14 protein-coding genes are annotated in these 13,859 nt (G+C 64.4%); 4 read left to right on the top strand and 10 right to left on the bottom strand.

Features of this window, described 5'->3' with window-relative positions; all coding sequences use genetic code 11:
• Positions 1-61 precede the first annotated feature (61 nt).
• On the bottom strand, positions 62-2,578 hold the full coding sequence (gene leuS / locus NUH86_RS13985) for a leucine--tRNA ligase (RefSeq protein WP_267250062.1): 2,517 nt from the start codon (positions 2,576-2,578) through the stop codon (positions 62-64).
• 80 nt (positions 2,579-2,658) lie between these two features.
• Positions 2,659-3,108 (bottom strand): DUF3576 domain-containing protein, encoded by a 450-nt coding sequence (locus NUH86_RS13980; protein ID WP_267250061.1) that lies wholly within the window; start codon positions 3,106-3,108, stop codon positions 2,659-2,661.
• Between the two features lie 241 nt (positions 3,109-3,349).
• On the opposite strand from NUH86_RS13980, the gene NUH86_RS13975 reads away from it, so the two are divergent.
• Positions 3,350-4,072, top strand: coding sequence for a hypothetical protein (locus NUH86_RS13975; protein ID WP_267250060.1), 723 nt, complete (start codon positions 3,350-3,352; stop codon positions 4,070-4,072).
• Between the two features lie 261 nt (positions 4,073-4,333).
• On the opposite strand, the gene NUH86_RS13970 is transcribed toward NUH86_RS13975, so the two are convergent.
• Positions 4,334-4,894 (bottom strand): thiamine phosphate synthase, encoded by a 561-nt coding sequence (locus NUH86_RS13970; protein ID WP_267250059.1) that lies wholly within the window; start codon positions 4,892-4,894, stop codon positions 4,334-4,336.
• Between the two features lie 23 nt (positions 4,895-4,917).
• Between NUH86_RS13970 and NUH86_RS13965 the strand changes: the two genes are divergently transcribed.
• Positions 4,918-5,649: a YggS family pyridoxal phosphate-dependent enzyme gene (locus NUH86_RS13965; RefSeq protein WP_267250058.1), complete on the top strand. Its 732-nt coding sequence runs from the start codon at positions 4,918-4,920 to the stop codon at positions 5,647-5,649.
• On the opposite strand, the gene NUH86_RS13960 is transcribed toward NUH86_RS13965, so the two are convergent.
• Positions 5,627-8,383, bottom strand: a complete 2,757-nt coding sequence (locus NUH86_RS13960; protein WP_267250057.1) for a TonB-dependent receptor — start codon at positions 8,381-8,383, stop codon at positions 5,627-5,629. The two genes, NUH86_RS13965 and NUH86_RS13960, sit on opposite strands and share 23 nt — an antisense overlap.
• 218 nt (positions 8,384-8,601) lie before the next feature.
• Entirely contained in the window at positions 8,602-9,261 is a 660-nt protein-coding gene (gene pdeM / locus NUH86_RS13955) for a ligase-associated DNA damage response endonuclease PdeM (protein WP_267250056.1), read from the bottom strand.
• A gap of 53 nt (positions 9,262-9,314) precedes the next feature.
• On the opposite strand from pdeM, the gene NUH86_RS13950 reads away from it, so the two are divergent.
• Positions 9,315-10,163, top strand: coding sequence for a rhodanese-related sulfurtransferase (locus NUH86_RS13950; protein ID WP_267250055.1), 849 nt, complete (start codon positions 9,315-9,317; stop codon positions 10,161-10,163).
• A gap of 64 nt (positions 10,164-10,227) precedes the next feature.
• On the opposite strand, the gene NUH86_RS13945 is transcribed toward NUH86_RS13950, so the two are convergent.
• Genes NUH86_RS13945 through NUH86_RS13930 form a run of 4 tightly spaced genes read right to left on the bottom strand, consistent with a single transcriptional unit; the run spans position 10,228 to position 12,272 of the window.
• A complete protein-coding gene (locus NUH86_RS13945) occupies positions 10,228-10,491 on the bottom strand; it encodes a hypothetical protein (protein WP_267250054.1) in 264 nt (87 codons plus the stop codon).
• 4 nt (positions 10,492-10,495) lie between these two features.
• On the bottom strand, positions 10,496-11,230 hold the full coding sequence (locus tag NUH86_RS13940) for a M48 family metallopeptidase (protein ID WP_416365328.1): 735 nt from the start codon (positions 11,228-11,230) through the stop codon (positions 10,496-10,498).
• The gene (locus tag NUH86_RS13935) at positions 11,187-11,612 is read right to left on the bottom strand and encodes a YcgN family cysteine cluster protein (protein ID WP_267250052.1); all 426 of its coding nucleotides are present in this window, start codon (positions 11,610-11,612) and stop codon (positions 11,187-11,189) included. The genes NUH86_RS13940 and NUH86_RS13935 overlap by 44 nt, the downstream gene beginning before the upstream one ends.
• 3 nt (positions 11,613-11,615) lie before the next feature.
• The gene (locus NUH86_RS13930) at positions 11,616-12,272 is read right to left on the bottom strand and encodes an SCO family protein (protein WP_267250051.1); all 657 of its coding nucleotides are present in this window, start codon (positions 12,270-12,272) and stop codon (positions 11,616-11,618) included.
• 47 nt (positions 12,273-12,319) lie between these two features.
• Here NUH86_RS13930 and NUH86_RS13925 point away from each other — a divergent pair, with 47 nt between their 5' ends.
• Positions 12,320-12,955, top strand: coding sequence for an ankyrin repeat domain-containing protein (locus tag NUH86_RS13925; protein ID WP_267250050.1), 636 nt, complete (start codon positions 12,320-12,322; stop codon positions 12,953-12,955).
• Between the two features lie 315 nt (positions 12,956-13,270).
• On the opposite strand, the gene NUH86_RS13920 is transcribed toward NUH86_RS13925, so the two are convergent.
• The gene (locus NUH86_RS13920; RefSeq protein WP_267250049.1) at positions 13,271-13,774 is read right to left on the bottom strand and encodes an MmcB family DNA repair protein; all 504 of its coding nucleotides are present in this window, start codon (positions 13,772-13,774) and stop codon (positions 13,271-13,273) included.
• Between the last annotated feature and the right edge of the window lie 85 nt (positions 13,775-13,859).

The following is a 13,859-nucleotide window of genomic DNA, read 5'->3' as shown; positions in this document are numbered from 1 at the left end:
ACAACCCTATATCCGTTCGCCCTGAGCTTGTCGAAGGGCAAGCCCGAACGGTTGTTTTCAACTAGACGACCAGGTTCACCAGACGATCCGGCACCACGATCACCTTCTTGGGCGTCGCGCCATCCAGCGTCCGGACCACATTGGGCGCGGCCAGGGCCAGCTTTTCCAGTTCGTCCTTCGGCGTGCCCTTGGGAACGGTGATGGTGTCGCGCAGCTTGCCCATCACCTGGCAGGCGATGGTCACTTCATCCTCGACCAGCAGCGCGGGATCGACGGCGGGCCAGGCGGCCTCCGCGATCAGGCCCTGCTCGCCCATGTCGGCCCAGGCCTCTTCGGCCAGATGCGGGGTCATCGGCGCGACCAGCAGCGCCAGCGCCCGGATCGCCGCGCTGCGGCTGGCGGAGGGCTTGGCCTTTTCGACCGCGTTGGTGAGTTCGTAGATCTTCGCCACCGCCTTGTTGAAGGACAGCGCCTCGATATCCTTCGCCACGCCGTCGATGGTCTGGTGCAGCTTGCGGTCGAGGGTCTTGTCCTGGCCCTCGGCGCCCTTGTCGGCCTCCCCGAACAGCCTCCACAGGCGGTTGATGAAGCGCCAGGAGCCTTCGATGCCCGCCTCGGTCCAGGGCAGGTCGCGTTCCGGCGGGCTGTCGGACAGCATGAACCAGCGCACCGCGTCAGCGCCATATTGGGCGATGATGTCGTCGGGATCGACGACATTCTTCTTCGACTTGGACATTTTCTCGACACGGCCGAGCGTCACCGGCGCGCCGGTTCCGACCATGACGATCCTGTCCCCCTGCCGCTCAACATCCTGCGGGGCGAGCCAGGCGCCTTCGGGCGATTTATAGGTCTCATGCGTCACCATGCCCTGGGTGAACAGGCCGGTGAACGGCTCGGCAAAGCCGATCTGTCCCATATGCTGAAGCGCGCGGGTCCAGAAGCGGGCGTAGAGCAGATGCAGGATCGCATGTTCCACGCCGCCGATATATTGGCCGACGGGCAGCCATTTTTCGACGGTTTCCCGGTCGAACGGCTTATCCTTGGGCTGGCTGGCGAAGCGGATGAAATACCAGCTTGAATCCGCGAACGTGTCCAGCGTGTCGGTCTCGCGCCGGGCAGGCTTGCCGCATTGGGGGCAGTCGACATGCTTCCACGTCGGATGCCGGTCCAGCGGGTTGCCGGGAATGTCGAAGCTGACATCTTCCGGAAGGACCACGGGCAACTGGTCCTTGGGCACGCCCACGGGGCCGCAATCCTCGCAATGGATGACCGGGATCGGCGTGCCCCAATAGCGCTGGCGCGAAACGCCCCAGTCGCGCAGGCGAAAAACGGTGGTGCCGGTGCCCCAGCCCTCGCTCTCGGCGCGGCGGATGACCTGCTCCTTGGCCTCTTCCACGCCCAGGCCGTCGAGGAAATCGGAGTTCACCAGCCTGCCGGGGCCGGTATAGGCCTCTTCCCCGATACCCTTCGCCTCGTCGCCCTCGGCGGCGACGACACGCTCCACCGGCAGCATATATTTGCGCGCAAAGTCCAGGTCGCGCTGGTCATGGCCGGGAACCGCCATGACGGCGCCCGTGCCATAGTCCATCAGCACGAAATTCGCGACGAACAGCGGCAGCTTGCGTCCCGTGAAGGGGTGGATCACCGACAGGCCGGTGTCATAGCCCTTCTTCTCCTGCGTCTCGATCTCCGCGGCGGCAGTACCCGTCTGGCGGCACTCATCGGCGAAGGCCGCGAGCGCCGCATCCTGTTTCGCCAGCGCCAGCGCGATCGGATGATCCGCCGCGACCGCCGCGAAGCTCGCGCCGAAAATCGTGTCGGGCCGGGTGGAGAAAACCTCCAGCTCGCTTATCCCGCCCACGGGCGCGTCCAGCTTGAAGCGGAATTGCAGGCCGACCGACTTGCCGATCCAGTTTTCCTGCATCAACCGGACCTTTTCGGGCCACTGGTCGAGCGTTTTCAGGCCCGCCAGCAGATCGTCGGCAAATTGCGTGATCTTGAGGAACCATTGGGAAAGCTTGCGCTTCTCGACCGGCGCGCCGGAACGCCAGCCCTTGCCGTCGATCACCTGCTCATTGGCCAGCACGGTCATGTCGACCGGATCCCAGTTGACCGCCGATTCCTTGCGATAGACCAGGCCCGCCTCCAGCATGTCGAGGAACAGCGCCTGTTCATGGCCGTAATAGTCGGGGTGGCAGGTCGCCACTTCCCGGCTCCAGTCCAGCGCGAAGCCCAGTTTCTTGAGCTGCGCCTTCATGTTGGCGATATTTTCATAGGTCCATTTGCCGGGATGGACCTTCTTTTCCATCGCGGCATTTTCCGCCGGCATGCCGAAGGCGTCCCAGCCCATGGGATGCAGCACCTCATGCCCCGTCATCCGGCGGAAACGCGCCAGCACGTCGCCCATCGAATAGTTGCGCACATGGCCGATATGGATGCGCCCGGACGGATAGGGGAACATCTCCAGCACATAGCTGCGCGGCTTTTCGCTGCTGTCCGACGCCTTGAACGTCTGCTTCTCGTCCCAGGCGGCCTGCCAACGGGCATCGGCCTCAAGCGGGTTGAAGCGCCTTTGCATGGAATGGGTCCTCAAAATGCATTCGGGCTGAGCTTTGTCCAAGCCCAGCCCCGTTGTTCAACAAATCGGCGGAAAAGGGCTTAACCCGCAATCGCCATGCGGCGCAGGTCGCGGGCCTTGGTCAGGATGATCTCTTCCAGCTTCTGCACGGTCGCGGCCTGCACCGGGGCATCGACCCACTGGCCGTTCTGGCTCACCTGACGGCTGGCGGCCACGCGCAGCGCGTCGGCGCGCAGATCCTGGTCAAGGATGGAGACGGTCAGCTTCATCCGTTCATTGGGGCTGTTCGGATTGGCGTACCAGTCGGTGACGATCACGCCGCCGTTCGAATCCGTCTGCACCATCGGCATGAAGGACAGGGTGTCGAGCGTGGCGCGCCACAGATAGGCGTTGACGCCGATAGTCGTCACCTTCGACGCGGCGATGTCCGCCTTCGGGCGGTCCTTGGCCCCGCCCCCGCAGGCGGCAAGCGGCAGGAAAGCGGCCAGCAGCAGACCGGCGGAAAGGGTTTTCGGAAGGCGGCGGACCATCGATCTATGTCCCATCAAACAAGAAAAACGCCTCGCTTCTATAGAGAAGCCGCGCCAATCGGCAAGGGGGAGTCGGGCGGTGCCGGGGGATGGGCGGTCACGCTTCGCCGCCGCAGCGAACAAGTTCCTGTGTGTTCCATGCAACAGCCCCGACAAAATTGCGGCGGCGCTCTACCAATTTCAGAGTCTTGCGTGTAGAAGCAACAGTAGAAAATTTGTCGGTGGGGAAGAGACTCGGAACATGCGCCTGAAAAGGGGACATATCGCATTGGCAGGCTCGGCAGTTGCCGTGGCCGGCTTCATGCTGTCCCCCGCAATCGGCGCGGCGACCGACCTTGTCCGTCTGCGCGCTGAAGCCCCGGTATCGCTGGGCGCGCTGGGCAGCATCTCCTCCTTCACCCCGACGACCAAGGATCCGCGCCTGGCCGCCGCCTATGCGAAGATCGCGGCGTCCGCCAGTCGTCAGAATTTCCGCTTCACCCCCACCAGCGGTTCGCTCAGCGGGCAGCGGTCGGTGACGGTCATGGTGCGCGCCGCCGATCTGGTCACCGTCAGCCGGACGATCGATCCGGTGAATATCGCGCCGGTCGCGTTCAGCCTGAACAACGCGCACAACTGGCGCAAGTTCGCCCTGCCCGATGCGGTGGGCCGCAAGGAACTGGACCCTGTGGCGGTCGAACCGATCGCGGGCGCCAGGAATTTCTCGCTGGATCAGGACCGCAAGGACCGCTTCAGCACGAAGGTGCTGATCGAAAGCCGCCGCGAACCGGCCGCGGCAATCCGCAATCCGAGCGCGGACAAGGATTATTCGCTGGATCTGGCGAGCAGCTATTCGCTGACGCGCAACCTGAACGTCACCGCGGGCGTGCGCTATAATAACAGCTTCGCGGGCCGTCTGGCGCCGATGACCGACGACCGGCAGGACGCCCAGGCCGTCTATCTGGGCACGATCTTCAAATTCTAAAGGCGGCGGCTTAGAAGAAGCCTCTGCATGCTGCCCAGGCGGTTTGTCTGGGCTTGGCTTTGTGTGTTTCTGGCCAGTAGCTGACATTAGATATCCGTTCGCCCTGAGCGGAGGCGAAGCATGGAAGCCTCGCTCCGCTCGGCTGAAGGCTTCGACTTGCCGAAGGCAAGTTTATCCTGAGCGCCTGCCCTGGCAGGCAGTCGAAGGGCTCAGCCCGAACGGAAAACTGAACGTCCGCCCTCCACCCAAAACCGGCCAACGTCACCCCTCAACCGACAGGCCATCAATCGCTGCCCAGCCCGATGCACCGATTCCCTTCAACATAGGTCGATGCGCCGCGCGCACGCCGCCCAGCGCAATCACCGGCATATCGGCCCGCCGCGCCAAAGCTGCGAATCTTGCCCGCCCCAACGCCCGCCCACCAGGATGCGAGCGCGTCGGGAACAGCGGCGAGAGAAAAACGAGGTCCGCCCTACGGCGCAATGCGGCGATCATCTCCCGCCCGTCATGAACCGGCCTGCTGTGGAGCAGCGCCTCGCCAACCCGCCGCCCATCCCCCCCGTGCCAGCCATCGGCGCGCCAGCCCCGCGCCTGACGCGCCGTTCCGCCGAGCATCAGCACCAGCCGCCGCCTTCGCGCAATCCGCGCCACCCGATCGAACAAAGCCCGGCGCTCCTTTGCCGCCGTGCGATAATGTCGGAATATGATCCCGGCCTTCCCCTTCGGCAGCCTCGCCACGGCGGCCAGCAGGGCGGCGTCCCCCACACGTTCATCGGTCATCAACCAGATCATCGGCAGCTTTTTGCGGTGGCGGCGTTGCATGGCCCTCGCCTATAGCAGCCCTTATGACGACCGACAGCATCGAAGCCGCAGACCGGCTGGCCCAAGTGCGCGACGCCATGGGGCGCGCCGCGCGCCTTACCGGCCGCACCGCCGACGCCATCACTCTGATCGCCGTGTCCAAGACCCAGGCGACAGAGGCCATCCGCCCGCTGATCGATGCGGGCCAACGGGTCTTCGGCGAAAATCGCGTGCAGGAGGCGGAAAGCAAATGGCCGGCGTTGCGGGAGGATTTTCCCGGCCTCTCATTGCATCTGGTCGGCCAGCTCCAGTCGAACAAGGCCGCCGATGCGGTCGCGCTGTTCGACGTCATCCATTCGCTGGACCGTCCCTCGCTGCTGACGGCGCTCGCCAGGGCGATGGACGCGGCGGACAAGCGCGTCCCCTGCTACATTCAGGTCAATATCGGCGCGGAGGAGCAGAAAGGCGGTTGCGCCATCGCCGATACCCCCGCCTTGATCGCGGCGGCGCGATCAGCCGACATTCCGCTGCTCGGCCTGATGTGCGTGCCGCCCGCGAACCTCGAGCCTGCGCCCTTTTTCGCGCTGCTCGCCAAAATGGCGCGGGATGAAGGGCTGGAACGGCTCTCCATGGGCATGTCGGGGGATTTCGAGACGGCTATCATGCTGGGCGCGACCGACATCCGCGTCGGCACGGCCCTGTTCGGGGAGCGCCCTGCCGCCCGCCCGACACCGGGGAGCGGCAGGGGCATGATCAGAAACTCCCGCGCAGGGTGATGCCGTAGGTGCGCGGTTCCGCCAGATAGGCGGAGATCAACTGGTTCGCCATCACATTGCCCGGCCGCCCGAACTGGCCGATTGTGGATTGATCGGGGCTGCTCGACTGGAGCGGGCTGCTGAAGGCGACCTGGGTATAGTCCTGGTTGAAGATATTCTGGCCCCAGAATTCCACCGCCCAGCGCTGCTGCGGCCCACGAATGCCGATGCGGGCGTTGAACAGGGCATAACCGTCCTGCCGCTTTTCCGGGAACAGGTCGGAACCGGTGTTGAAGTCGCTGCTCATGCGTCCGTCGACATAGAAGAGCGCTGTCAGGCCGCTGCTGCCCAATGGCGGCGTCCAGGATGCGCTGACCGTTGTCACCACCTCCGGCGCCTGGGAGTTGATCGATCCCGGCAGCAGGAACAGCGCCGGATCGAGCGGCACCGCCCCATTACCGCTGCCGACCAGCCGGTTGGCGAATTTGGCGCGGGCATAGGTGAAGCCGCCAGCGAAGCGGACGTTGCGCACCGGCGTCGCCGACAGTTCCAGCTCCACGCCCTGGCTGATCAGGCCCGGCCCGACATCGCCGCTGTCGCAGGTCCGCGCCGCCGTCAGCGCGCTGTCGCAACCGTTGATGTTCTGGACGACGAAGCTGGTGCCGTTGAAGGTGTTCAACTGGAAATTCTTGAACTCCTGCCGGAAGGCGGCGATGTTCGCGCTCCATTTGGGCTGGTTGTATTTCAGCCCGATTTCGAAGGCGTCGACCTTCTCCGCCGCGAAGCGCAGGCTGGTCACGTCGGCATCGGTGCGCGGCGCGAACACGGCGGGAACCGCGTTCAGGCCCGTCGATCCCAGTTGGAAACGATCCAGATTATAGCCGCCCGCCTTATAGCCCTTCGAATAGCTGCCATAGAGCAGCAGTTCGTCGACCGGCTTCCATGACAGGACGGCGGTGCCGGAAAATTGACCGTCGCTGATCTTGTCGCGAAGGTTGAGGGCGTTGAGGCTGGTGGAACCGTTGCCCAGGCAGCCCAGGGTCAATATGCCCCGTGCTAGGTTGACGGCGTTGGCGGTGGCAGCAGGCGTCGATGCGTTGATGGAAACGGTAGCCAAGTCGACCAGATCATTCAGACCTGGATTATTATTACGCGTCTGCAGAGCCGCACACGTATCATTATTGTTGCTGAAATCCGACGAGAATTTCTTCGTTTCATGAGTGTATCGCAGCCCAAGAGTCAAATCGATCCTGTTCGTGATATGCACAATATTGTGCGTAAAGAGCGCCCAGTTTTCACTCTTCTGCCGATAGATAGAGGCTTGATCACCAGCCCCGCTCGGAATGCCAGCCAAGGCCTGCAATCCTGAAAGTAAGATCGGGTTTGCGCCTGCGGAGGTCAAGGGAATCGCGGCCTGCAACGCCGTCGCATTATTACAGGGCAGGGCGTTTTCCGCGCCCGTCGAAGGCACGCTTGCACCAGCCAACAGGCGGCAGGTGGCGAATGCGCCATAATCGGCACCGAAGCGGATATTATCCTCCAGCGTCAGCTTTTCATGGGCATAATAGCCGCCCACCAGCCAGTCGAGCACGTCATGGAAAGCTGTCCCCTGCGCCCGCAATTCCTGGGTGAAGGTTCTAAACTGGCGATAGGTGTTGGGATCGCGATAGAGCAGATCGGCCCCGCTATAGTCGTAATCGCCATAATCCTGGCTCTTATAGTCGCGATAGGCGGTGATGCTGGTCAGCTTGGCATCGCCCAGATCATAGTTTATTTCGCCCGAAACGCCCCAATCCTCAAGCTTGCTCACATAATTGCGGCCGGGCGTGATGGTAAGGTCGCGATCATAGGGGTCGGCGGCGAAGACGCTGCCCTGACCGGCCAATATCGCTGCGATCCGGTTGAAGGGCGCGGTGCTGTAGCCCCCACCCGCCACCGGGCGGCGCTCCCGCGTTTCGATATAGGCCGCGCCGCAGCAGCTTTCGTCGCGGTTGGTATAATCCCCGATCAGGCGGATGGAGAGCGCGTCCGTGGGTTCCAGCAGCGCCTGTCCGCGCAGGAAATAGCGGTCGCGATCATTGGTGTCCCCGACCTTGTTTCCGCTGGTGTCGACCAGATCGTAAAAGCCGTCCCGCTTCGACCAGACGCCGTCCAGGCTGAGCGCCAGCTTGTCGGTGACCGGCCCGGTGATGCGGCCTGCCAGGCGCCAATAATCATAATTGCCGTAGGTGACTTCCGCTTTTCCGCCCAGCGTGAATTCCGGCGCCTTGCTGATGATGTTGATCATGCCTGCGGAGGCGTTCCGGCCGAACAACGTGCCCTGCGGCCCGCGCAGCACCTCCACCCGCTCGATCTCGCCCAGTTCGTTGAGGCCCGCGCCGGTGCGTGAACGGTAGACGCCGTCGATGAACACCGCGACGGAGCTTTCCAGCCCCGGATTGTCGCCCACCGTGCCGATGCCGCGGACGCGCGCCGACGCATTCGCCTCGCTGCCCGTGGAGGACAGCAGCAGCGATGGCGCCAACTGGTTGAGAGAACGGATGTCGGTGGCGCCGCTATTCTGCATCGCCTGCGCCGTCACGGCGGACACGGCGATCGGCACGTCGGACAGCGGGCTGGCGCGCCGCGTGGCCGTGACGATGATGTTGATGCTCTCCGGATCGGCGGTGGTGGCGCTTTCCTGCGCCCATGCAACGGGAACATTGCTGCCCAATGCGATAGCGCCGACAGAAATCATCCAAAGGCTTTTATGCATGATGATGGTCCCTCTCCTCATCCGCCCAACTTTTCGTCGTGTCGGCATTAGCTTCCGACTATGAAGATATGGCAGGACGAAGGCAAGAATAGCCTTTATTTTTTAAGCCCTTGACCGCCCGTCACGACCGGATTTTCCTTTGCTGTTGCTTAATGGATACAGCTTAATTTCCGGTTTCCGTTACGTCCTTTTTGCTTTTTGGCCTTTCGCTCCGATCGTCATGCTATGGGAAATCGCAGCAGGCGGCCCGCCACCGGCACCAATGCGGTCGCGCCCGCGCCCATGACGCGCCGGATTTCACCATGTCCCACATCGAGGCCCCCGGTCAGCGCCCCCAATGCGGGCAAAATCAATTTGGTGCGCGATCCGACGAAGCAGCGCCGCGAGACATGGCGTCCGCGCACCGACATCCGGAATTTCGGATGGAAATGCCCCGATATTTCGGGCCGGGGATCGGCAGGGTCGGCCTCATGCCGCAACCAGATGCCGTCGACCTGCATGTCGGCGCGGCGTTGCCCGCCCGGCATATCCGCCATGCCGACATCGTGATTGCCGGTGATCCAGACCCAGTCGAGCCGGTCCGTCAGCGCCGCCAGCCGCGCCCGCGTCATCGGATCGAGCCGCGCCGCGCCATCGGCATCGTGAAAACTGTCGCCCAGGGACCAGACCGCCGTCGCGCCCGTCCGCTCCACCAGCGCCTCGATCATGTCCAGTGTCGCCCGGCTGTCATGCGGCGGCAGGAACTGGCCGAAACGGGCATACCAGCTCGCCTTCTCGAAATGCAGGTCGGCCACCAGCAGGGCCGACCGCGCCGGCCAGAACAGCGCGGCTTCCGGCAGCGCCAGAAATTCGTGACCCGCGAACGAAAGGGGAACCATGACCTGCCTATGCGCCCTTGCCCTCCGGCTTTCAAGAGGGCGGCGAAGCGGCTATGGGCGCAGCCATGGAATCCGCTTTCACGATTGCCGCGCTCTACCGCTTCGCATCCTTCCCCGATCCGGATGCGATTGCCCGCGATTTGCGCACGGTCTGCGCCGATCTTGGCACGTGCGGCACGCTGATCGTCGCGGGTGAAGGAATCAACGGCACCGTCGCGGGGGGCGAGGCGGCGATCAAGGCGCTGGTGGCGCATATCCGCACCCTGCCCGGCTGCGCCGATCTCGACGTCAAATATGCCCAAAGCGACGACGCCCCCTTCGCCCGAATGAAGGTGAAGGTGAAGACGGAGATCGTGACTTTGGGCGCGGGCGACCTGGATCCGGCGAACCAGGCGGGCGCCTATCTCGATCCGGCGGACTGGAACGCGCTGATCGCCGATCCCGACACGGTGATCATCGACACGCGCAACGCCTATGAAGTGGCGGTCGGCAGCTTCGAAGGCGCGATCGATCCGGGCACCCGCTCCTTCCGCGATTTTCCCGGCTGGTTCGACGGTTTTGCCGAAAAATTGCGGGAGGAAGGCCGCACGCCCCGCATCGCCATGTTCTGCACGGGCGGCATCCGGTGCGAGAAATCGACCGCGCTGGTCCGCGCACGCGGCTTTGAGGAGGTCTATCATCTGCGCGGCGGCATATTGCGCTATCTGGAGGAAATGCCTGAAGCGGACAGCCGCTGGCAGGGCGATTGCTATGTCTTCGACGAGCGGGTGGCGGTGGGCCATGGGCTGAAGGCAGGCGATTACGTCACCTGCCGCGGCTGCGGGCTGCCGCATTTGCGCGATGCCGCCCATGATTGCGCAGCGGACGGGTCTGGCGTCTGGCCACACAGGGCAGGGCGCTAACTTGGGCCGCGCCCCAAAGGAAAGCCAGGCCTGTCACGGGACTGGCCCCCGCCCATGGCGCACTTCATTCAACCGGCGTCTCGACCAGTTCCGCTATCTCGAACGCATAGCTTTTCCACCCGCGCATCCTGGCGCCATCCTCCGCCGCGCCCCGCTTCTTCTTCGCCTCCGCCAGGGAGCGCGCATGGCCCCAGAAGACCTCCGTCCTGCCATTTTCCAATATCGCGACGATCCGCCAATAATGAGTGAAGGCGTCCGCCGTCGGCCCGATGGTCTTCACATAGCCGTCCGGCATGGTGGCCGTCAGATAGCGCTTCTTCCTGCCCATGCGCCTAGCCCACAAAGCGATGCAGCGCAGTCCCATGGGCGCGCAGCCACGCCCGCGCCGGTCGGGGATCTTCCCCCAATATCCGCCTGTGCACCGCGTGGAAGGCCGGGCTGTGGTCCATGTGCAGCAGATGCGCCAGTTCATGCGCCACGGTCGCCCGGCGCACCTCCGGCGGGCAGAGGATCAACCGCCAGCTATAGCGGATCGCGCCGCTGGATGCGCAACTCGCCCAACGGCTGCGCGGATCGCCGATGCCGACCGATGCCACGATCAATCCATTGTCCCGCGCCATCGCATGGCTTTCGGTCTCCAGCACGGCCTTCGCCCGCGTCTTCAGCCAGCGCAGCACCCGCGACCCCACCGATTCCGCCGCGCCGCCGAGCAGCAACCGGTCGCCCTCCAGCCGGATCGTGCGGGGCGCGCCCTCGACCCAGCAGATGCGCACCTCCCGCCCCTCCAGCGGAAAGACGATGCCGTCACCCAGCGTCACCAGCGCCGGTTGCCGCGCCATTTGCGACCGGACCCAGCCCTCATGCCCCTGCGCCCAGCCGAGCGCGCGCTTCAGATTGGCGCGTGTAGGCAGCGAGAGCCGCAATTCCCCTCGCGCCTGATCCAGCGACAATCGATAGGCCTTGGCCCGCGCCGACCGGCGGACCCGTACCGGAACGGCGACGCCGTCGACGACGAGAACGGCGTCAGAGCTCTCTGTCGACAAGATGGTTTTCCCAATCGCCCGCATCGGCCTCCGCAATGGTCCAGCCCCGCACGGATTCCTTCGCCCGATGCACCGCTTCCCGGTCGCCGCAGATCAGATAATGCCATTCCGGCAGCGGCTTGCCCTCGCCCCGCAGCCGATAGGCGCAGGTGCGCGGCAGCCAGCTTATCGTCCTGACCTTGGCAGGCGTCAGCCGCACGCAATCGGGCACGAAGCGGCGGCGTTCCCTGTAATTGATGCATTGCCCGCTATGCCGGTCGAGCAGCCGGCAGGCGACATTGGTGGGGTAGATGCGCCCCGTATCCTCATCCTCCGCCTTGTGCAGGCAGCATTTGCCGCAACCGTCGCATAACGCTTCCCATTCGGCGCGGTCCAGCTTGTCGAGGGGCTTTTCCCAGAAGTCCAACCGTCATTTAATCCATTTTTCGAGGAAGGCGATGACCTTGGCAGGGTCGCCCTCATCCACGTCCGGCGTCGCCGGATCGTCCACCGGCACCAGCGCGACCGGCGCGCCATCGGTCCCGAAGAGATAGGGCGTGCGGCTGTGGCTGACCAGATAGTCGCTCGCGCCCTTCGCCTCTTCCTTGTTATAGATCACGACGAAATCCTTGGCCACCCTGGCGATCTCGTCCGGCGTGCCGGTCAGGCCGATTAGCCGGGGGTGGAAGGCGGCGACATAGGTTTTGAGGACGGCGGGCGTGTCCCGCTCCGGATCCAGGCTGATCAGGATCGGCTGGACCTTCGCGGCCAGGGCGGGCTTGTCCTTCTCGAACCTGGCGAAGCCCTGCATGATGCGTTGCAGGTCGACCGGGCAGACATCCGGGCAATAGGTATAGCCGAAATAGACCAGCCGGTACTGGCCCTTGAAATCGTCCCAGCGGACCTTTTTGCCCGATTGATCGGTCAGGGTGAAGGGCGCGCCGATGCTCGCCCCATGCAGGTCGCCCCGGGCGCTCTCATCCCCGCTTGATGCATTGCCTCCCGTTCCCATATTACAGGCTGCCAGCAGGGCGATGAGCGGCAGGGCGAGCGAAATCAGCGCTTTGTTCATGGCGCCGCCAGCCATGCCCTGCTATGGCCCGATTTGCAAATCCCAACGGGGCTATGGACAAAATGACAGGACGTTTTCCGGCTTGGATGGGCGTTGGCCGTGCCGCCGCTCTGGCCCTGGCGCTGTTGTCGCCGGTCGCGGCGCCGATGGCCGCACACGCGCAGTTTTCCGACAATTACAATTTTCTGAAGGCGGTCAAGGATGCCGACGGGCAGAAGGTGACCGACCTGATCCAGAAGCCCGGCTCCACCGTCATCAACAGCCGCGACGTGACCACGGGCGACACCGCGCTGCACCTGGTGGTCGCCCGGCGCGACAATACATGGCTGACCTTCCTGCTGGCCAAGGGCGCGAACCCGAACCTGACCGACAATGGAGGCAACACGCCGCTGATGGACGCCGTGCAGGCCCGGTTCGAGGAAGGCGCGCGCAGCCTGCTCACCTATAATGCGCAGGTGGACAAGGCCAATGGCAGCGGCGAAACCCCGCTGATCCGGGCGGTGCAGCTTCGCGATGTGGGGCTGGTCCGGCTACTGGTGGCGCAGGGGGCCAATCCCGACAAGCGCGACACGATCGCCGGCATGTCGGCGCGGGACTATGCGGAACGCGACGGCCGCACGCCGGGGCTGACGGAAGCGCTGAGCGCGGCGAAGACGACGGCCGCGCCCAAGGGACCGGTGCAAGGGCCGGTATTCTGATTTTTGGGTAACCCAAGACATTCCTTCTCCCTTGAGGGAGAAGGATATGGAGCCTTGCTGAGCGGAGCGAAGCTAGGCGCAGTTGGATGAGGGGGTGCGGGCCTGCGGCCCGCGCGATCCTGTGGATCGAGCGAACAGGTAAGGGCTGCCCCGCAGCCCTTAGATCATGCCGGGGGCATGATCGACCTGTTCGCTCCCTCACCCAGCGACGACCAAGGCAGCAAGCTGCCAAGTCTACGCAGCCTCGGCCAGAGTCACGTGCCTCTGGCAGACCCTCCAGGGAGAGGGGTAAAAGAATGACGGCTAACCACCCAATCAGCCGAAATTACCGCCTAGTTCCGCCGCATGATCGGGGTCGGCCAGCGCCGTCAGCCGCCGCGCCGCCCTTCGGGCGAAGCGCAGCGTCTCCGCCTTGCGCCGCGCCGCCGCCAGTGGTTCCATGGGCGCAGGGCGCACCAGTTCGGCATCATATTGGTCCGCGACGATCAACCCCGTCCGCCCCGGCCACAGCGCCTCGCTCTCGAACAGCGACAGGTCGAAGCCTGACGGCACCGCCCAGAAATAGCGGTCGCAATAGTCGAAATAATCCGGCCATTTCATGTCGCCCAACAGGTCGGCGCGGCTGCACTTGATCTCCACGATGGTGATCCGCCCCGCCCCGTCCAGCGCCATGATGTCGGCGCGCCGCCCATTGGGCAGCGGCACCTCCAATATCCCGCTCATGTCGTGGCGGAAGAACAGGCGCAGCGTGCCCCGCGCCACGGCCAGCGCCGTGCCGTCGGTCAAGGGCGAACAACTGTCGGAAAGATCGGAGTCCATTCCCGGTTCTTAGAACAGGAAGGGAACAAAAGGAAAGGGCCGATTCAGGAAACTCCCGAACCGGCCCTTCTTCACCCCCTGCGCG

It is taken from the genome of Sphingobium sp. JS3065 (assembly GCF_026427355.1).
Taxonomy (GTDB): Bacteria; Pseudomonadota; Alphaproteobacteria; order Sphingomonadales; family Sphingomonadaceae; genus Sphingobium.
This window is presented reverse-complemented; position numbering and strand designations above follow the sequence as displayed.

Coding starts and splice junctions, on each gene's coding strand:
- NUH86_RS13975 (WP_267250060.1), top strand. CDS start 3,350: ATGCGCCTGAAAAGGGGACATATCGCATTGGCAGGCTCGGCAGTTGCC.
- NUH86_RS13925 (WP_267250050.1), top strand. CDS start 12,320: ATGACAGGACGTTTTCCGGCTTGGATGGGCGTTGGCCGTGCCGCCGCT.
- NUH86_RS13980 (WP_267250061.1), bottom strand. CDS start 3,108: ATGGTCCGCCGCCTTCCGAAAACCCTTTCCGCCGGTCTGCTGCTGGCC.
- NUH86_RS13930 (WP_267250051.1), bottom strand. CDS start 12,272: ATGGCTGGCGGCGCCATGAACAAAGCGCTGATTTCGCTCGCCCTGCCG.
- NUH86_RS13970 (WP_267250059.1), bottom strand. CDS start 4,894: ATGCAACGCCGCCACCGCAAAAAGCTGCCGATGATCTGGTTGATGACC.
- leuS (WP_267250062.1), bottom strand. CDS start 2,578: ATGCAAAGGCGCTTCAACCCGCTTGAGGCCGATGCCCGTTGGCAGGCC.
- NUH86_RS13960 (WP_267250057.1), bottom strand. CDS start 8,383: ATGCATAAAAGCCTTTGGATGATTTCTGTCGGCGCTATCGCATTGGGC.
- NUH86_RS13920 (WP_267250049.1), bottom strand. CDS start 13,774: ATGGACTCCGATCTTTCCGACAGTTGTTCGCCCTTGACCGACGGCACG.
- NUH86_RS13940 (WP_416365328.1), bottom strand. CDS start 11,230: ATGCGGGCGATTGGGAAAACCATCTTGTCGACAGAGAGCTCTGACGCC.
- pdeM (WP_267250056.1), bottom strand. CDS start 9,261: ATGGTTCCCCTTTCGTTCGCGGGTCACGAATTTCTGGCGCTGCCGGAA.
- NUH86_RS13950 (WP_267250055.1), top strand. CDS start 9,315: ATGGGCGCAGCCATGGAATCCGCTTTCACGATTGCCGCGCTCTACCGC.
- NUH86_RS13945 (WP_267250054.1), bottom strand. CDS start 10,491: ATGGGCAGGAAGAAGCGCTATCTGACGGCCACCATGCCGGACGGCTAT.
- NUH86_RS13965 (WP_267250058.1), top strand. CDS start 4,918: ATGACGACCGACAGCATCGAAGCCGCAGACCGGCTGGCCCAAGTGCGC.